Raw genomic sequence first — 19,427 nt, 5'->3', positions numbered from 1 at the left:
ATAATTTAAAAAAGTAGCTTTATAAAAAAGTGGTGATTCTTATGTCATTATCTTATGTAAATTCGCAAATTCAATATTATAACCATTTAATATCTTTGACTAACGTAAGCATTGGGAATAAAGAGGAAAAAATACAACGATTAAAGAATGTAAAGTCAGAATTACTAGATATCAAAGGTGAGTTCTCTAACTATGAACGTCGAACAAAAGAACCAGAATTCACATCAACCACTTGGCACGGAAAATTAGCTACTGAATTCCATTCATTTCGTCTGGGAGATTTAGTTTCAAATTATCGATACCTTTATCAAAATCAATTAAGTGACATTGTATCGAAAATAGAAACAAAAATTAATGATTTAAATCAACAAATTCAAAATTTAAAAGAAGATATTAATAAATACGAAAACCGAAGAAGTGATTTATATAATCTAAGGACAAAATTAAAAAACGAGGGGGGAATGAATTAATATGAGTGAAATAAAACATGAAGAAGATTAATGAAGAGTTCTATGAATTAATTGCACAGGATAAGCTACCTAGTGATAATAATCCTTATGAAGTGGACTGGAGTAAATACGATTCATTAGCTCCTAGAGAGGAGGCTGTCAATTGAAACAGGACATTAAAGAATTGTGTAAGGTCATTGAGGTTAGCTTATGTTGCGGATGTATACGAGCAAATACCGTTTGAAACTCCGGAACAATTCTTGTATGGGCTACTTAAGGAGGAAATAAGATTAAGAGAAAAAGCGAGAGCGATCCGCTTGATAAAAAAGGCGAAGTTCTTAGATAAAATCGTTACTTCTGAAACACCATATTCGCTAGAGAGTTGACTGACTGGAGTGCCTGAGCGATAAAGCTCAACTACTGTTTGTTTAAATTCTTGATTATACCGTTTTTGACTCATGATTTGGACACAACCTTTCGTTAGTTTAATATTAATGACTTAACCAAGTTGTGTCCATAAATCTATACTACATCTACTTGTACCGCCCACACGATAAAAGAGGATTTTCTAAAAGAAACAATCCTAGATGACATCCAAACCTTAATTCAACAAGTTGATAAAGAGAAATATATAAAGAAGATGGAGAGAAAATCGAAAAGTACAAAATCGGATTCTCAAAAGAAAATCAATAAGATTAACAAACAGATGGATGTTTTAAAAAATCGAAAAAGGAAATTCATCAACCTGTTAGCTGACGGAATCATTACCAATGAAGAATATCAAGAGAGTATTGAAGCAACGAACAAGGATTTAACTGAATTAATGGAACAGAAAAATGAACTTCTTTCATTGATGGAAAGCGAGGATGTAATCGAAACAATTGAAAAGCTCAAAAAGGAATTACTTCAATTCCTAAATTTCGATGAATTAACCGAGGATATTCTCCATCGACTGATTAATCGAATCGAGGTAAAAGAGGACGGTACACCAATAATTCATTACCGGTTTACCACACCAAAAATTGAATAGAGGCAAGAGAGAAACCTTATCTTGCCTCATTTTTTTCATTTTAAAACTATCTGCGAAACGCACTCAACGTGTGTTGACTATACAGTAAGAACAATTATTCAGAAGTGGATAGTGTTTGCTGTTTTCTTAATACCCGTGTTCAAGATGTTATTTCTTTAGAACTATATCCTGAAACAAGCAATTCTGGTGCTACTGCCGCATCATTCCGATTCGCTGTGGTCAACACAGGAGATAAAATGATTCCCTCGGCAGTGGTGGAGAGATGGAGCTTATATCCTTTAAACCAGTGGTATCGGGTGGCCGCTCCTCATTTTGCTTGCGAATCGTAAAAACTACTTCGAAGTTCCGTGCTGTCGGATCCACACAATTTGGGGATACCGTACTTCTAAATCTTTGAGCAGCTGTGCGCGAAAAACAGGAAATCCCTGTTCTCAACCACTTCGCCGCTCGGAAAAACGAGGAGGGACTTCCCGAAGCCCGCAAGCTCGCTGAAAATAGCGAAAACGCCGGAGGATGGGCCTAACATAAAAGAAGTACACTTCATATCCAACACCTAATAATTTACATATAACCAAATAAAAACCTTAGTTCCCTATATATGTAGTGGAACTAAGGTTTTCAGGCTTTCTTCTATAATCTATCATGTACCTTAATTATTTAAATTTAACGCACGATATAAGAACACTGCAAATTCAGCTCGTGTCGTTTTAGAACGTGGATCAAACATTCCACCTTTTCTACCAGTTGTTACCCCATTTTGATAAAGGATTTTTATATTTTCTTGATGAGCAGGCGAAGCGGATTTTAAATCAGATAATTTTACTTGAACATGGTTTTGAGCTTTTAAAGAAAACGCACGAACTAAAATAGTCGCCATTTGTTCACGGGTTAATACATCATTAACACCAAATGTTCCATCTGCTTTTCCCTTAAAAATGCCTTTTGCTTTTGTTGCAGCAATTTCTTTAGCATATGGATGATTTTCATTCACATCTTTAAAAGCGTTTAAATCAGTTGGAATCTCAAGATTTAATGCACGCTGCAACATAACAGCTGCCTCAGCGCGTGTAATCGCTTTGTTTGGATAGTAGTTTCCTTTATCATCTAGAGAAATGACATTTTGACTGATTAAATGTTGAATTTCATTATAAGCAAATTGACCCTCTTTCATATCGGCAGGAGTTTGTCCTGTTTTTGGTTTATTCACTTTTTTATTTTCTAAAATGTCAAAAATAATTTTCGCATGATCAGTGTTGTCAATTTTACCAGCAAAACGTTCAATTTGCGGTCCGTATCCATAAACCGCTACATCTTCTCCAGTATGACCGCCTGTTGTCCAACCAGTAACAGAACGGGTATTAAAAATTGCTTCAATCGCATCATCAATTGTTCTAAGGTCTTTCGTTTGCGCAGCGTCTTCTACGGATTTAATTTCTTCTTCCGTTAAATCAAGAGCAATATATTTCTTTAATGTTTCTCTCACATTTGCACCATTGACGATTTTTTCTGCCATAAAATCAGGTGTTCTTTTCGCTGCTTTGATTGGCTCTGGGAACCAGTTATAAATACCATTAGCTCCTAATGAGAATCCCCCTGTAGAATGGTCTGCTGTTAATACGACTAAGGTTTCACCGTCTTTTTTCGCAAAATCAAGAGCTACTTTAAAAGCTTGTTCGAAATCTTCCATTTCAGACATTGCCGCTACAATGTCATTATCATGTCCAGCCCAGTCAATTTGGCTTCCTTCAACCATTAAGAAGAAACCATTTTCGTTTTTACTTAAACGTTCAATCGCTTCTCTTGTCATTTCTTCTAGATCCGGAGTTTCTTCAGTACGGTCAATGCGTTTAGGAAGACCGCCTTCAGCGAACAATCCTAAAATACGTTCGTTATTGTCTTTTAACAATTCATCTTCATTTGTCACAAAACTGTATCCATCTTTTTTAAATTCTTCGACTAAACTCCGATCTTCACGAATGAAGTTCTTAAGTCCTCCGCCTAACATGACATCAATCTTATGTTGGCCATTGATTAATTCGTCATAGTAGTCATCCGCAATCGCATTCATGTTCTTTCGGTTCACATCATGGGCACCGTAAGCAGCCGGTGTTGCGTGCGTAATTTCTGATGTCGCTACAAGACCTGTCGACATTCCTTTTTCCTTTGCTGCTTCCAATACCGTTTTTACTTCCGTCTTATCATTATCAACCGCGATAGCCGCATTATACGTTTTAATACCAGCTGACATCGCTGTTGCTGCAGAAGCAGAGTCCGTGATATTTTGATGTTCATCTTCTGGATTTGTAGATTGCATACCAATTAAGTAGTCATCAAATGTTGTATTTTCGACAACAAATGTATCAGGGTTATCTTTCATATAACGATGTGCTGTTAGGTAAGAAACCCCCATTCCGTCCCCTATCATAAAGATGATATTTTTAACTTGCTTCGGTTTTGTCTCAGCTTTGACAACATCATGATTCGTTACTAAGCTGCTGACTCCTAAACTAGAAGCTAACGTGAACGCCGCTAATCCTCTAAAAAACTTCTTCTTGTCCAAATACAAAACCTCCTTACAATGTTTTATATCAATAATAAACATACAACGATTGTATTAATAGATTATGAATTTTCTATTAATATTTGTAAAATTTCCGAAAATACAATAACAATTAAACTTGACCAACTGTACAAAAACTGTTCATTCTAGACGTAATGCTTCAAAGAGATATGCCATTATTTTTACACCAATTTACATTCATTTAATTTATATTAAAAGAAAATTCATATTTCTTTATTATCATAAATTTATGCTACTTAAAAATTTCGTTTTAGGAGGAACACGAATGGTGAAATATGTTCCATTGATTTTAAGTTTTATGCTGTTATTCGGATGTTCAGCCAATCAAGATAAAAAAGAAGAAATAACCCGGACAAAAGCTGCTAATCAAAGCGAAATAAGAGAAAACGAAGCAAATAAGACCGAGTATTCAAAGACAGAATATAGCGGTAATCCTCAAGTTACAGACGATTCGTCATTACAAAAAACCGGTGATTCGTTTTGGGATGAAAAAGGAAAATTGATATTAGAAGACATAAAAGAGGTGAACAAAACGTATAAAATCGGTCCTATAGAGTTAACCATATTAGATGTCAAAGTACTTCATTATCTTCCAGCATATAACTTAATTGATTTTTTCCATGGATTTACACATGAAGCAGAAGACTTTGATTTTATAAGAGTGCAGATGAAGATTAAAAATACAACAAATGAAGAAGTATACTTCGCACCAATCGCTTTATTAGAAACAAGCTCAGGGGAAAAGATGACTTGGGAAAATGATTTTTATCTTGAAGAATTAAACGGCATGTATAGCGGCAGCGAAGAGAAGATAGGCAACATGGGATTTCCTTTAAATAACCATGTTCATGGGCAAGAAGACAAAGCTAAGAGTAATCATTTAGAATGGATCAAACTAATGACAAGTGAAGTGCTAAATAAAGAACATAAAGAAATTGCCGGCAAAAAAATAATAGAAATAAAATTCTAATAGTGCGACTTTAACTTTGAAAAGAACAGTGAAGTTCATTGATCAGCCTGAAAGCTGAATGAAATAGGTGTACTTGTTTATAGAAGTTTAGCCAAGAAAACCTGTCATCTTGCCGTCAGAATGAATCAGCTTTAGACAAGAGAGGACTTTCCCTCTCAATTGTCCGACTTTCATACTCTTTTGCATAGATCATCTACAACTTGCTTTTTCTTAAAAGCCGGTGACATTGGAATATGAAATGTTCTGCCTTTTTGTATTTGAATTGCGAATAACTTCATTCGAAAAATTCGTCTTTATTAAATTGCTTTAATGTTTGTTGAGCAGCAGAACTCATTAACTTTAACTTATAGTTTTAGTTTTCGCTCGTTTTGCATTTATGATGGTTTCGAAAAAGTGTTGTCAAACAGAATAAAGACCGAAAAATAAACTTTTGACATGGAAAAGGGGAAAGGGCTTGAGAAATAAGGATTTCCCTTCCCCTTTCCCTTTTTTCTCGCAAAACTTTATTTTCATTTTCGCACAAGTTTATTCAGTTTCTACAATTTCAAGGCTAGTTTCGCTACACACTCCACATGACTCGAGAGGACAGAATGAATGTCATTTGAGTATGCCTGTTCTCGGAAACATATCTACTTCATTTTTAGAGCTATCGGTAGACGGGAACATATCGACCCAAGCAACCACTCAATTTACGAAAGGGACACTCTATTTAAGAGTGCCTCGGATTTAAGTTCCCTTTTCCGCCGTGGTAGAAAGGCCCGAGTCTAAAAGTTTTTCATTAATTGCTCTTTCCATTTATTAATATTAACGATTGCATTTTGCTCCCAACCTAAATATATATCTTCAATTGTCATTGCCCAAAGTCTTAGTTCACGCTTTCTTGCGTTGCTTGGTAAAGGGTTTGTTACCAACCTCCCTTATTTAAATTATTTTAATATTCATTAATGTAATGTTTGCCAAAGAAAAAAGTCTTTTTACTTTAACAATGAAGCCGCCAGCCAGAGAAGCCTATTCTGACCAGCGACTACCTTACGTTTAATGTTTCAGATTTATTTTCTTATCACTAATTTCATAAATCACATCAGCCACATTATCAAGCAACCGTTTGTCATGGGTGATAAACACTATAGTTCCAGCATACTCCTTCATTAAAATTTCCAAAGCCTCTAAGCTTGGTATGTCAAGGAAGTTGCTTGGTTCATCCATTAGTAGGATGTTATATCTGCCCATAAGCATTTTAGCTAGCAACAATTTTATAATTTCTCCGCCGCTTAAAACAGATAAACTTTTCCCAATATCGTTTTGTTTAAACCCCATCGAGGCTAGCACTGAACGAATTTCTGAAACATTGTAATCACTATCTTCCTGCATAAACTCCAATACTTTCTTATTACTGTCGTACTTGTAACCATTTTGTGCAAAGTAGCCTATTTTTGCCTTAGGTGAAATAGATATTCCATCCTCATGGTTTAAGATCATTTTGATTAAAGTTGATTTTCCGGTTCCATTACCACCAGTTAATGCTACTTTTGCGCCAAGCGGAATTTGAAAAGATGCTTTTTCAAACAATACCTTATCTCCAAATATTTTATTAATTTCCGTACCGATAATAGGATATGGATTGTGGAGCTCCAATGCTTTACTTTGCCTGAAACGAATCCTGCGAATGTCTTCTGGAGCTTCTACATTTCCTAAGGCCGCAATCCTATGTTCTAGGGATTTAGCGGCATTATGCATCTTTTTTTCCTTACTTCCTATAGATTTTTGATGAGCTAAACGCCCTCCGCCTTCAGTACTTTTTTTCTTTGAAGCACCTTTTGCCTTCTGTCCTATTTTACGAGCCTGTTTTCGCTTTTCCTCTGCAGCCCTTTCCAATCGGGCACGTTCTGCAACAAATTGTTCGTATTCTGCAGCTTGGCTCTTGCGTTCTTCTTCTTTCTGGCGAAGATAATCAGAATAGTTTCCCCAATACTCAGTGATTTTGCCATCTTTCAGTTCCCATATTTTATCTACTACCTCATCAAGAAAATAACGGTCATGGCTAATAACTAACAGTGCACCTGTAAAATATTTTAGCTGTCCAATTAGAAAATCAATTCCTTCACGGTCTAAATGGCTCGTAGGTTCATCCGCTAAAATACCATGAACCTGTGCTGATAAAGCCTGTGCTATTTTAAGCCTTGTTTCTTCACCACCGCTCATGGTCTGTATATCTAATTGTTCAACACCAAGCTTTCCTACAAGTGCAAAATCTTTTTCTTTCTGCAAAGTTACTTCGTCTAACTGAGGGATATAGGCAAGTTCACCCAGACGATTCAATTTACATCCTGGGGGAGTTAATTCTCCTAAAAGTACCTTGAGTAGAGTGCTTTTCCCTGCACCATTTGCTCCCACTAAACCAATACGGTCATAATCATATACTTCTAATTCATCTATATCTAAAACATCGCGTCCTTTGAATTCCACACGAATGTCTTTTGCTTTTAATATCAATTCCATAACATTATCCTCCTGTCTATAATCGCATGTTTTCATTTGCTTGTACGCAGGGAAAACCCTGCGATTTAAGCAGGAAGAATTACATGAAAATAAGATACATAAATATCCCTCCAATATTGTTTATTTTAAATCTAATTTTCTAACCTCAGTTATCATGGGGCAAACAATAGCAATGCCAATAATTAAAATACCTGATAGTAAAAACCAATGATTTACACCGATCCTATCAGCAAAGAACCCAGAAAGAATTAACCCAATTGGCATTGCAAGTGACATGATACTTCCGGTCAAAGAAAATACACGTCCTAAATATTCAGGCTTAATTTTCTCCTGAAAAAGAGCTGTTTGCACACCGCTATAAAACGGCACCGAAAGCCCCATTATTGCACAGCAAACTACAAATATAACAAATCCACTTGGAGGAAGTATTCCTGAAACGGCTAAACTGGCCCCCATTATAAAAAACGAACCTGTTATTAGTAGTACACGCTTTTTGAAACTTCCTAATCTCCCCAATAGTAAGCCTCCTACTAGCATTCCAGATGCAAAAGCGATTTCGGTAATAGAAATATGCACAGGTGTTCCATTAAAGTATTCCATGCTTATTAAAGGAAATAGTGCATTAATTGGCATATAAACAAACGTATATAGTGTTCCTAAGAGTAATAAGGCAAATAATCCTTTGTTTTGTCTCAGTACGACAATTCCTTCTTTCATTTCTCTTATGAAATTTGGTTTCAAGCTTTGCACTTGATCGCCCAGCTTAGGAATACGTACAATTGCCACCGTAATAGACGCAATCACAGCACCTAATACATCGATGGTAATAATAGCATTTAATTCCCAAACAGAATATAACAATGCTGCAACCGCCGGACTAACAATATAGCTTATAGACTGCAAAGACTGACTATAGCCTGCGCATTTCGTCAGCTGCTCTTCTGGTACTAAAAGTGGCGTAACTGCATTGAGTGCTGGGGTATGAAAAGCTGTTCCAACGCTGCGGATAAACAATACTACCATAACCATCCAGACAGGTAGCTCCATATACAATGCAACAATAGCAAGCACTGCCCCAGCTGCTGCGATAATTAAATCAGCACCAACCATTATCTTCTTCCTATCATGACGATCCACTAATACACCAATTGCAGGTCCAAAGACCGCATAGGGTAAAAAACCTACTAGTGAAGCCATAGACAAGACCATCGCAGATCCTGTTTTTTCTGTAAGGTAAAAAATAATCGCCATTTGCAGGATAGCACTAGTGATTAATGATACTGCCTGCCCTGCCCATATTGTATAAAACTTAAGTTTCCAATTGTTGTTGTTTTCCATTTATATTATCTCCTGCATATTATTTTGCTTGAATTTCTATTTTGAATAGCATTCTAGGCAATAAAAAATGCAGGCCTAAATCCACAATGTGGCTTTTGGTCTGCATACATACAACTTGGAAACATTCATATTAAAGACATAGCTAAATAAAGGTATAGTTAAATAGCCTATATCCTCACCGTAACTAATGAATGCTCAATATCGTATAAATAAGCACAACAAAAAAGCCTATCATCGGGGATAGATTCTGCCTTTTTTATTGCCAGCTTATCTTAAACGCATTGAGGCTGTCATAGTTTCGGTTCCTCCTAAATTCTTATTTGTATCATCGTACATTTTAACACAATAAGGTGATATATTCAATATAAAAAATATAAAAGCAGGAAAAACCGCCAAAGGGCGATATTTTCCTTAATTGCGGTTGACCCAATAATCTATATCATTTCCTCAATCGTCACACCTGATTTGAATTCTACAGTGAGCTTTTCTTCATATATCGTTACTTTTTCAATAAGTCGCCTTACTAATTGCTCATCATACTCCTCCAACTCACAGGATTGCTCATTCAAAAAATCAGTCATTTCAGCGATTCGTTGCCTTTTCCCTTCTCGCTCTGCATTCTCTACAAGTGCATTTTGCTTTAACTCCCGAAGTCGATAAATTTCGTCAGCCACTTCTTCATAGTCATTCTTTGATTTTGCTTGTATAAGAAGCTGTTGCTGTAATTCTTCCAATTTGCCATCAATATCGTCAGTGGCATTATCATTTTCTTCATTAAATACAGTAGCTATGTTTTTCTGCAAGGTTGAGAGGAAGGGTTCTTTGTTAGCCAAAAGTTCGTTAATGGCCTTGACCACTGCTGTCTGCAATGTTTCCTCGTTTATGGTTGGGGCCATGCATTCAGACCCTTTTTCCTCCAATCGGCTGACGCATCTCCAAACAATAGACTTGTATCCTCGGTTATTCCAATGTACCCGTCGGTAAATATCGCCGCAATGACCGCAGTACACAATACTCGATAAAGCATACTTGCTGCTATAGACTCTCTTTTTACCGCCTTTACCGCCACGCAGGTTGGCTCTTCGAACCATTTCTTCTTGAACCTGCATAAAAAGCTCCCTTGGAATAATCGGCTCATGACTGTTTTCTACATAATACTGGGGAACGATGCCGTTATTCTTGACCCGTTTTTTAGAAAGGAAATCAACCGTATAAGTCTTTTGTAGAAGGGCATCACCGATGTACTTTTCATTCTGCAATATCTTTTTCAGTGTTTCTGGTCTCCATTTAGCTTTGCCTGCCGCTGTAAGAATACCGTCTGCTTCTAGTCCTCTTGCTATTTGTAAAAGACTAGCTCCTTCAAGGTACTCTCTATAAATCCGTTTAACAACCTCCGCACCCTCTGGGTCGATGACTAGTCGCTTGTTTTCGTCCTTGGTGTACCCAAGGAAACGCTTGTGGTTGACCTGAACTTCACCTTGTTGATAGCGATACTGAATACCTAGCTTTACGTTCTGGCTTAAGGATTGGCTCTCCTGTTGGGCAAGAGAAGCCATAATGGTCAGCATGATTTCGCCCTTAGAATCCATGGTGTTAATATTCTCTTTTTCAAAGAATACGGCGATGTTTTTATCCTTTAATTGACGAATGTATTTAAGGCAATCCAACGTGTTTCTGGCAAATCGGCTGATGGATTTTGTGATGATCATGTCTATTTTTCCTGCCATACACTCTTCAATCATACGGTTGAACTCTTCACGCTTCTTGGTATTTGTACCTGTGATACCGTCATCCGCAAAAATACCTGCCAATTCCCATTCCTTGTTCTTCTTAATATAGTTTGTATAATGTTCAATCTGAATTTCATAACTTGAAGCCTGCTCTTCACTATCCGTTGAAACACGACAGTAAGCAGCTACTCGTGTTTTGGGTTTGCTTTCACTATTATTATTATTGTTTCCGATTCGTTTAATTGCCGGAATTACTGTGACATTCCTACTCACTGCCACTTGTTACACCTCACTTTCTATTAAACTGTAGGCATATTCGGCCTGCTTGTATGGATCTTCATATTTTTGCACTAGAGGTTTTGCTTTGAACTTTACAGGGTAGGTCGTTTCCGGCACATCTTTAGGTTCCCATATCCTTCCGAGCTTTTCTGCTCTTTTTCGTTTTTCCACCCTGGCTTTTTCAAAGGTCTCCTCATCAATAATGGGAGGGTAAAATTCATCGCCAAGGTAGTGCTTGTTCTGTAACATCTTACCTGCTGTGCCATGATAACAATCTATCCCAGCTTTTTTAGCAGCTTCCTTCAAAGAAAGGCCTGCCAAGTAACCTGAGAATAATTCTTTTATCTGCTCAGAAGCTTTTTCATCCACAACAGCCTTTCCATCCTCAATTCTATATCCATAGGGTGTGTGACCCATCTAATTCACCAACCTTTCCTTCAATGTGATTCCACATTTTAATTCAAAACCTACTTTCTCCCGTGAAAAGACCATAATCCTCTCTACGTAATCTTCAAACAACTCATCCTCATAAGCTGTGAGCATTTTGGACTTAGTGGCAAACTTAATCAGACGGTCAACTTCATCTACTTTTGCAAAATTGCCATTGACGGAACGAGTAAGTTGATCCTTTTCGGCAAGAAGCCTTTCTCTTTCTGCCTCCAGTGCATTCTTTTCTTTATTAAACAGAGCAGGTTCCAGATACCCTTTGGCCATTAAACCTGTCAGTACCTGGCTCTGCTCCATGTTGTTTTCAATTTTAGTTTCCAGCTCTTCAATTCTACGAAAACTCGCTGCATTGTTCTGGTTACGTAACGCCTGCAAAAGTGGTCTTAATATGAACTTCTGACCAAATATGAGTTTATTCATCATCGTAACAAATGCAGTCTTTATATCTTCATCTCGAATGAACTGCATAGAACATTCCGTTATATTGCTTATATGCTTACTGCAGCACCAAGCAATGTATTTTCTTGGACCAGATGAATGAATCCGTCTTTTAAAGGTACTGCCACATTCCGAGCAGATAATTTTGCCAGAGAAAGAATATCGGTTTAGATATTTACTGTTGCGCTTTTCGATGCCTTTTTCCTTTGCTCTCTGATTGAGAATGGCATCTACAGCTTCAAAATCTTCATGGCTGATAATTGCCTCATGGTGGTTTTCTACTAGATACATATTTTTCTCACCATAATTGGTGTGCCTGTTAAAATGGCTATCAGTATAAGTCTTTTGCAAAATAACATCGCCAGTATATTTTTCATTGGTTAGAATCCCTCGAATAGTAGTAGCCGTCCAACGACCTCCTCTTTTTGAAGGGACACCCTTTTGATTAAGATCATTAGCAACCTTCTGTGTGCCTTTGCCCGATAATACCTCTGCAAAAATATACTTTACAACTTCAGCCTGCTTGGGATTTACTATCATCTGACCGTCAATGTTTTGATATCCATACGGTGGGTAGGAAATTTTAAAGGTTCCGTTTTGGAATCGTCTTTGAATTGCCCATTTCGTATTTTCAGAAATTGAAATTGACTCACTTTCAGCAAGTCCACTTAAAATGGAGAGCATCAATTCACTTTCCATTGAACCCGTATTGATGTTTTCCTTCTCAAAATAGATATGAACCCCAAGGTCGATCAGTTTTCGAACCATCTCCAAGCAATCTGTAGTATTTCTCGCAAATCGGCTAATTGACTTTGTAATGATTAAGTCAATTCTTCCAGTTTCACAGTCTGATAACATTCTAAGTAGGTCAGAGCGGTTTTCCTTTTTCGTGCCGCTGATTCCCTCGTCATAATACAAGCCTGCGTATTCCCATTCTGGATTTGCCTTTATGTAGCTCTCATAATGGGCCTTTTGTGCTTGCAAGCTGACAAGTTGTTCATCACTGCCTGTAGAAACTCGGCAGTAGGCAACTACTCGTATTTTTGGCTTAATAAAAGAATTGGCCGTATTTCCTTCTATTTTCGTTATCTTTTTCATCCTCTCACCTCCTTCTTGGTAGGTCACATATTACCTCTGAAACCCTTATATATCAACGATTTCATGGCATTATCTCCGCTAAAAAGGGGGAGAAAGTTTGGCGATTTAGAGCGTCTATCTTGTTGAATTCCACCTCTGTTATTAAGCCTTTTCCGAGCATCTTTCTTAGCATTTTTTCTGCCTGGATATAATCAAACTCACGCTGTAGCTGTTCCTGTGATACCCTCTTTAATTCAATACTTTTGTCTATAATCTCGTCTGAAATTTTTGTAACTTTTTTATCCTCGTGCTGATTCACTAGGAAACACCTCCTACCTAATAGCCGTGGGAACAGGTCGAAGTTGAGGATTTGTAAAATTTAACGTGAATCAGAGCATAAAAAAAGAGCCTGCAAGGGAAGAACCCCCACAGGCTGGATAAATCTAATAGTTTAATATTTTATTTGGGAACCCGATGAAATTCTAGGAGCACCGCTTTTTAGCTTGCCAATTGATTAGTCATACTTAATAAATGCATCCTTAAAGCCTGCCTTTTTAGCTTTGGCAAGCTGTGCCTCAGCATTTGCTTTGTCCAAATATGCACCGATCTGCACACGATAATATTTCTTTTTCACTGGCTCTGATGGTTTATTTTCTGTGATAAGTAACTTCTTCACATCTGCTCGAAAGGTATTCATACTCTTTCCATGCTTAGGAAACCAATGCATCACATCCGCATGATTACTGGCAATGCCCAGTTTATAGCCTTCACTGTGACAGATGATATCTTTCTCACTAAACCCATAGAGTTTGCAAAGATATACACAAAGCTCCGTAGCTTCCTTATAAACTGCATTAAAATACGAGGCATCGGTCAAACCGTCCTCGCAGATTTCAAATCCAATATGAGAATTATTTGCAGTTCCTCCAGCATGCCAACCTCTGTGATTCCAAGGCAATGTTTGATAGGTAGCAATGGAACCATCTGCTAATTTACCAATAAAGGCATGGACACAAACTTGACGGCCTCCAGGTTTATCTTGATTCCAATGGTTATTGTATTGATTCCTCCCGAGCAAGCCATCGTCTGGGCCAACGTATCGCTTGAGCCATGGGTTATTGGCACCGGTCGAGTGAACCATGATACCCTTGGGTTTTATAGTTCTGCCCGCCTTGTAACAAGCGTTTTTTGTAAGTATTAGTTTACGTAAATTCATTATAATCACCTCTAATTAGACATTCTGAGCCAATCATATTCCATCACCTGGCTTACGTGGCTCTTCATCACGTCCATGTAGTTGCCGAAGAACCGATTTTAATTTTTCTGGGATGGGCAGTCCAATATGACCAGCATTCTCTAAAATAGATACTCCTTCATTACTAAGGTAGAAAAAGATTACTGCTGTGCGCAAAGCGCCACTATTGTCTCCAATGCTTCCTAAAATTTGTGTATCGATAATATGAGCGATACCTACCATTGCAAAGATGAGTACCTTTTTGAAAATTCCCTTAGCACCGATTTCGCTACACAGCTTTTTATCTATAATGGCGCAGAGTACTCCCGTGACATAATCGATGACAATAAAGGCTATCAATGCATAGAGAAATCCATCATAACCTCCGAGAAACCACCCAAGAAATCCACCTATAGCTGCAATAGCCAGTTGTAGCCAATTCCAAATTTCTTTCATTCAAGACACCTCCATTTCGTGTATGTCCATATAGAAAAGCGCCCCTGCAATTACAAGAGCGCTGAATGTTACCTTTACATTATTTTTATTAGGTCATGAATTTGTTGCATTACGTCTGCCTTGGGTCGTCCTGAACCGATAGGCAACCACGTGACAGGTGGTATATCGAATACCTGGGAAGAATCAAAACTATTAATCATCAAAATAATCTCATCTATTGCTTTACGTATTTCAACGATATGAAATGGCCAATTCTTAATTGTAGTCTTTCCTGCGATAATCTCTTCTTTCCAAGTTGCAGGGGACAGATTGTAATAGCTACGCACCCTGTTTATAGCAGTTCGAAGCGTCTGAATATGCGATGCCTTTACGTGTGTTACATTAGCAATGATGATTTCAAAAGGTAATGCTAAAATCGTGAAGGTACGAACAACTTCTGCGCTTGCCGATTCGATATCACTGTCAAGACAACGGAAAGTAACTGTATGGCTTCCTACTGAAAGCGGTTCAGCTTGGTAAACGGTCCTGACCCCATTACCAAGGTAGCCGCTTATGGAAAACCTCTCAGGATTATCTACGCTGTTTTGCCATGGACCAGAATCAATCCTTACCTCCACTATTTGTGTTTGTCCATCTGGTTCAATACCTGTTGTGATCATAAAACGTGGTGTGGTGTTATAAGTAAAATTACCAGACATTGGACAGTCCACTACCGGTGCTGCAGGTGGGCTGTTTTTCTTTACCGTGTTGCTAACTACAAAAGCAGAAACTGCATCAAGTGCATCCGTAACACTTATTCGATAACGGGTATACCTACCGGCTATCTGTGTGGCATTTACCTGAAGGTTACCTGAAGAATTGTTTGAAACAATAGTTGCCAGTGCTTCGTATGCCGACCAATTCACACTATCTGTCGATGTAGCCTGTTGTATGACATATTGCTTAATGGCACTGGTCCCAGGTACTGTTCCACTCCATGAAAGATTTATTGTGTTAGCTTCATATATAGGAGGGTTTGCTGAAAAAGTAGTCGGCGGGATCGGCAGTATATTTTTACGAACAGTGTTGCTTGATATAGCCCAGTCTGAGTAAAAATCTTCTCCAGCCGTACCACGGGTTCTTATTCGGAACTGACGATAATGACCACGTGTGGTAGGTGGACTGACATTTAAAATACTGCTTGTTGCTGAAGTATTGACGATAGCCAATGCCAACCAAGCACCCCAGTTGCTGTTATCGGGTGAATCACTATATTGTATTTCATAGGATGTGATGGCATTACCTGCACCACCAGATGCCCCACTCCACGAGAGAGTAACATTTCCTTCGGATAATGTTGCACTTACCGTGCAAAGGGTCGGTGCTGTACAAGCTGTGACGTTACAATAAATGCTATTGCTGATTTTCTCTATTGAATAAACATCCAATGAATCAATTGTCCAGATACCAAATTGTGTATATGTTCCCGAAGTCCTCGATACTATTGGATTATAACTGCCACCACTTGCCGCCAATGTCAACGTAGTCAACACATTCCACGCACTCCAAGTACTATTATCCGTTGAAGTACGGCTGGCAATTTGGTATCCCTTAATTGGACTCGTACCACTTGATGCTCCACTCCAAGTCAGTGTAATCGTTTCATCACTATATGCTGCAGGGGAGGCAACAGCGGTGGTTGCTGGCTTTGGTACAGTGTTTCTGCGGACGCTGTTTGTGGATACTTTCCAGCCAGAGTAATAACTAGCACCTGCTGAACCACGGGTTCGCACCCGAAATCTACGGTAATTACCTCGGGTAGGAGGTGATGCAACAGATACACTACCACTTGTTGCTGTGGTGGTCAGCGTAGACAGGGCAGTCCATGCACCCCATGTGATGTTATCGGCGGAATCACTATATTGAATCTCATAACTGGAAATCGTATTATTAATACCTCCAGAAGCCCCGCTCCAAGAAAGAGTCACATTCCCTTCTGCAAGTGTTGGAGAAACCGTACAAGTTGTTGGTGCTCCACAAGCTGTAGTGAGCAATGGAGAGCTTAATACCGTATAGCTTGAATTGGTAATCACACCTGAGGTTAATGACAATCGTCCATCAGATACTACTTTAAATGTGACTGGCTGGTTTGCATTACCTGTAGTGGAAGCACAGGTCACCGAAACATATCTGATCCTTGGTGTGGTCCCTTCCCAGTTATCGCCGTCCGCTGCTTTAATACGCACCTGTGAAGAAGATCCATTTACAGTCATCGTGCAAAGCAATGCATAACCACTACGGATAAAGGAACCTGATGAACCCAACGCAGCGGATATGGTGAAGTTGTATGTCATTTGACTATTATTAGGTCGACTTTTAGTATAAGTAATCGTGTAATAAACGGCTGGGCTGGAACCCGCCTGCAGAGTAACGCCGTTAATATCCGCCACTTATATTCACCTCCTATTCATAAACCGCAGAAACTAGCGAGTTTACCAACCCGCAAAGACTAGTATTCAATCGGGTATCAACAATGTTATTTGCTGAAATCGACGTAGCAGCAGAAGGTACTAAAATATCAGCAATACCAAGTTCATAGATATCACTTGTTCTTGTCAGTTCTGGGGCTATGGGCGATGCTGTTGGAGTACCAGTAACAATGGCAAGCTGAATACTTCTTGTAATTTGGCTTAGGCGAACCACAACTCGGTCTATGCGTGGATTGCTCCCATCTGCTGTAGCAAGAGGTTTGTTTAAATCATCTGTGTTTTCATATCTATAACCATTAATCCATGCACTGCCTGGTGCTATGGTTACTGCTAATCCAATCCCAGGAGATACCAGTAGGTTTGTTGGTGTCGCATAAAATACACCATTCGAAACAAGGCTTCCAAAATATGCAGCGAAGTCCGTTGCATCATAGACTCTATCCCCATCGGATGAATTGAAAAATCCACTTTTCTCCATTAATCACTCCTCCTTCTATATCGTTTTTGTATACTCTATTACTACATAGCCTGTATACGCGGTTCTATCATTGCCTGGTTCGACTACAATGTCGGTCTTATTTGCGAAGAGACCAATTTGCGATTCGAAGTTGTTATACCGAGCAAGGGGCAGTGGCAAGAAAACACTTCCGTTCGTGACAAAGCCGGATAAACTGACAACAGTACTGAGGTTTGCTATACCATGAGGTACATGTTTTGGTGTTGTATCTGTAAGGGAACCGAGATTTATCTGTTTACGATAAATCGTCTTGCCATCTATCCATAGTCGCCCTGTGTTTTGTTCTGTAGTTGAATAATCGCTAAAGGAAGAAGCCAGTTTAGTAGCAGTAATTGTACGGTCTGCAATTTTTAAACCTGTAACTGCTCCGTTTGCAATTCTTGCAGTAGTTACAGGTTCGTTATTGATATTAAGCCAGTTTGCTTGACCAGAAGGATTATCAAATACGAAAACGGAAATCACATAGAATGTCATGGTATTGCGAGAAATGAAGAAACCCATTGCCCTCTGATAGCCATTTCCCGTATCGTCACCGTTATGTTTTATCAAAAAGACATGCCCATCGTCACTTGGCTGGTCACTAAACTTATTTCCGCTCCATGAAGTGAAATAAAAGGCATCTCCAGGGTTCATATGGTACAACGCATATTGGCCAATCGATATAGTACCTCCACCCACATTAATCTCCAGTGCAGGTAATTTTCCATATAGATTGTTAATAGTAGATGCAACGTTGTCTCCTTGAATCTCTGAATCTACCTCCGTCAAGTCGCCTAAGGTTTCCTCAACTGTTACTAGCGTATCCTCCACGGCTCCTAAAGCCTGTGCAATTTCAGATATGCCCGTTGGAGCGGATATTGCTGTTTTTACCTCACTTAACTCAGAGCGGACTTTTTGGGCGATTGTCAACTCCGCTTTTCCGAACACTACGCTGATGCTCTGTCCATCTGCGTCATAGGTTTCTTCGACTTCGGTGATGCGCGTCGTCATGGATACACCCCAGGCTTTGGAAATGACTTTGACAGTCTGCCCAAGATCGAAGTCTACTTTATATGTTAAATTGCCGTGTGGATTGATAGATGTATCAAATGAATAGCGTATGGCTTGCTCACTCAGCTTACTTTGACCTCGAAAGATTAGTGTATCAATGTATTCTGAACCAAAGTCTTCTGCCCGCAAGTCCTTAGCATCCACAAACATTTCGTGCCTTGTCTCACCAGAGCCACTTGTAATTGCAACAAAAGTTCTGTCTGAACCTTCTCCTTCACCACCAACAAGGGCGGTGTTGGCATAATCTCCAGCACTTATTGTATAAATCTGTTCTGTAAGGTTTTCATATTCCTTAGAAAATACAGCTTGTGATTCCGTTCCCATATATAACACTACGGTAAAAACCCCTGTAGCAGGAGTGAACACAGTCTTAATGCCAACATCCGATGCAACACATAGTTCCGTCACAGCATCCATCAAATTTCGGTACGATACCTGTGTGCTAATGGGAACATTTAAGTTTGGAGCAGAAAAGGTTATGTTCGAAATCTTCCTTGCTACATCAGAAGGATTGATAAGATTATTACTTATCAGCTGCTCTACACATACAGAAATGTCACCAGAGAGTTTCTCCGTTTGCCATACAATGCGGCGGGAAAGGAAGGAAGTTGCAAAGCGACCACTTGCAGTAATAATTTCATGCTCGGTTTGAGAAAGTTCCAGATGCTCAATGATCCCGGCTTCCTCATCATCATTTTTCCAGATGATATTCCCTTCCTTTAAGAGTTCTGTATTCTCCGGAGTTGCAATCGCTTTTAATTCAAATGAGCCACACTGGGAATAGCGCCTCGTCCAGCGCAAGTACTCGAAGGATTCCACAATGCCCGCAAGCTCTCGGTTTGAGTTGTAGATATACAGTTCCAT

General features: G+C 38.9%; 16 protein-coding genes and 3 pseudogenes. 3 read left to right on the top strand and 16 right to left on the bottom strand.

All coding sequences use genetic code 11. The features are described 5' to 3' along the window. Positions 1-41 precede the first annotated feature (41 nt). Complete coding sequence (locus tag NSU17_RS10150; RefSeq protein WP_340436781.1) at positions 42-470, top strand: YwqH-like family protein; 429 nt, start codon at positions 42-44, stop codon at positions 468-470. Positions 471-795: 325 nt separating this feature from the next. Here NSU17_RS10150 and NSU17_RS10145 read toward each other — a convergent pair. Then, a pseudogene (locus NSU17_RS10145) lies at positions 796-909 on the bottom strand (IS3-like element ISBce13 family transposase); the annotation flags it as partial. A 180-nt stretch (positions 910-1,089) separates the two neighbouring features. On the opposite strand from NSU17_RS10145, the gene NSU17_RS10140 reads away from it, so the two are divergent. Beyond that, positions 1,090-1,479, top strand: a complete 390-nt coding sequence (locus NSU17_RS10140) for a hypothetical protein (RefSeq protein WP_096549725.1) — start codon at positions 1,090-1,092, stop codon at positions 1,477-1,479. Positions 1,480-1,648: 169 nt separating this feature from the next. On the opposite strand, the pseudogene NSU17_RS10135 reads toward NSU17_RS10140, so the two are convergent. The 3 genes and pseudogenes from NSU17_RS10135 to NSU17_RS10125 form a co-directional block, all read right to left on the bottom strand. Continuing rightward, a pseudogene (locus tag NSU17_RS10135) lies at positions 1,649-1,994 on the bottom strand (transposase); the annotation flags it as partial. 134 nt (positions 1,995-2,128) lie between these two features. Continuing rightward, entirely contained in the window at positions 2,129-2,650 is a 522-nt protein-coding gene (locus NSU17_RS10130) for an S-layer homology domain-containing protein (RefSeq protein ID WP_244151156.1), read from the bottom strand. 27 nt (positions 2,651-2,677) lie between these two features. After that, positions 2,678-4,081: pseudogene (locus tag NSU17_RS10125) on the bottom strand (alkaline phosphatase); the annotation flags it as partial. Positions 4,082-4,325: 244 nt separating this feature from the next. Here NSU17_RS10125 and NSU17_RS10120 point away from each other — a divergent pair. Next, complete coding sequence (locus NSU17_RS10120; protein ID WP_340704955.1) at positions 4,326-5,030, top strand: hypothetical protein; 705 nt, start codon at positions 4,326-4,328, stop codon at positions 5,028-5,030. Between the two features lie 764 nt (positions 5,031-5,794). Here the strand turns inward: NSU17_RS10120 and NSU17_RS10115 are convergent. The 12 genes from NSU17_RS10115 to NSU17_RS10060 all read right to left on the bottom strand — a co-directional run bounded on the left by NSU17_RS10115 (position 5,795) and on the right by NSU17_RS10060 (position 19,427). Then, the gene (locus tag NSU17_RS10115; RefSeq protein WP_340704954.1) at positions 5,795-5,941 is read right to left on the bottom strand and encodes a hypothetical protein; all 147 of its coding nucleotides are present in this window, start codon (positions 5,939-5,941) and stop codon (positions 5,795-5,797) included. A 124-nt stretch (positions 5,942-6,065) separates the two neighbouring features. Then, positions 6,066-7,529 carry an ABC-F type ribosomal protection protein Msr(D) gene (msr(D), locus tag NSU17_RS10110; protein ID WP_340704953.1) on the bottom strand — a complete coding sequence of 488 codons (1,464 nt, stop codon included), beginning with the start codon at positions 7,527-7,529 and terminating at the stop codon, positions 6,066-6,068. Positions 7,530-7,649: 120 nt separating this feature from the next. Then, the gene (gene mef(A), locus NSU17_RS10105) at positions 7,650-8,867 is read right to left on the bottom strand and encodes a macrolide efflux MFS transporter Mef(A) (RefSeq protein WP_340704952.1); all 1,218 of its coding nucleotides are present in this window, start codon (positions 8,865-8,867) and stop codon (positions 7,650-7,652) included. 434 nt (positions 8,868-9,301) lie between these two features. Continuing rightward, positions 9,302-10,876, bottom strand: coding sequence for a recombinase family protein (locus NSU17_RS10100; protein WP_340704951.1), 1,575 nt, complete (start codon positions 10,874-10,876; stop codon positions 9,302-9,304). Positions 10,877-10,879: 3 nt separating this feature from the next. Further along, positions 10,880-11,293, bottom strand: a complete 414-nt coding sequence (locus NSU17_RS10095) for a recombinase family protein (protein WP_340704950.1) — start codon at positions 11,291-11,293, stop codon at positions 10,880-10,882. Then, positions 11,294-12,859, bottom strand: coding sequence for a recombinase family protein (locus NSU17_RS10090; protein WP_340704949.1), 1,566 nt, complete (start codon positions 12,857-12,859; stop codon positions 11,294-11,296). Between the two features lie 61 nt (positions 12,860-12,920). Further along, complete coding sequence (locus tag NSU17_RS10085) at positions 12,921-13,157, bottom strand: SHOCT domain-containing protein (protein WP_340704948.1); 237 nt, start codon at positions 13,155-13,157, stop codon at positions 12,921-12,923. A 195-nt stretch (positions 13,158-13,352) separates the two neighbouring features. After that, on the bottom strand, positions 13,353-14,054 hold the full coding sequence (locus NSU17_RS10080) for an N-acetylmuramoyl-L-alanine amidase (protein ID WP_340704947.1): 702 nt from the start codon (positions 14,052-14,054) through the stop codon (positions 13,353-13,355). 33 nt (positions 14,055-14,087) lie between these two features. Then, the gene (locus NSU17_RS10075) at positions 14,088-14,528 is read right to left on the bottom strand and encodes a phage holin family protein (RefSeq protein WP_340704946.1); all 441 of its coding nucleotides are present in this window, start codon (positions 14,526-14,528) and stop codon (positions 14,088-14,090) included. A 74-nt stretch (positions 14,529-14,602) separates the two neighbouring features. Continuing rightward, a complete protein-coding gene (locus NSU17_RS10070; RefSeq protein ID WP_340704945.1) occupies positions 14,603-16,957 on the bottom strand; it encodes a hypothetical protein in 2,355 nt (784 codons plus the stop codon). Between the two features lie 13 nt (positions 16,958-16,970). Further along, positions 16,971-17,474 carry a hypothetical protein gene (locus NSU17_RS10065; protein ID WP_340704944.1) on the bottom strand — a complete coding sequence of 168 codons (504 nt, stop codon included), beginning with the start codon at positions 17,472-17,474 and terminating at the stop codon, positions 16,971-16,973. 15 nt (positions 17,475-17,489) lie between these two features. Beyond that, the gene (locus NSU17_RS10060; RefSeq protein WP_340704943.1) at positions 17,490-19,427 is read right to left on the bottom strand and encodes a siphovirus ReqiPepy6 Gp37-like family protein; all 1,938 of its coding nucleotides are present in this window, start codon (positions 19,425-19,427) and stop codon (positions 17,490-17,492) included.

Origin of the sequence: Ureibacillus sp. FSL K6-2830 (assembly GCF_038004145.1) — a bacterium.
Taxonomy (GTDB): Bacteria; Bacillota; Bacilli; order Bacillales_A; family Planococcaceae; genus Ureibacillus; species Ureibacillus thermosphaericus.
The sequence above is the reverse complement of the archived record's forward strand: the minus strand, read 5'-3'. Positions and strand labels throughout refer to the sequence as shown.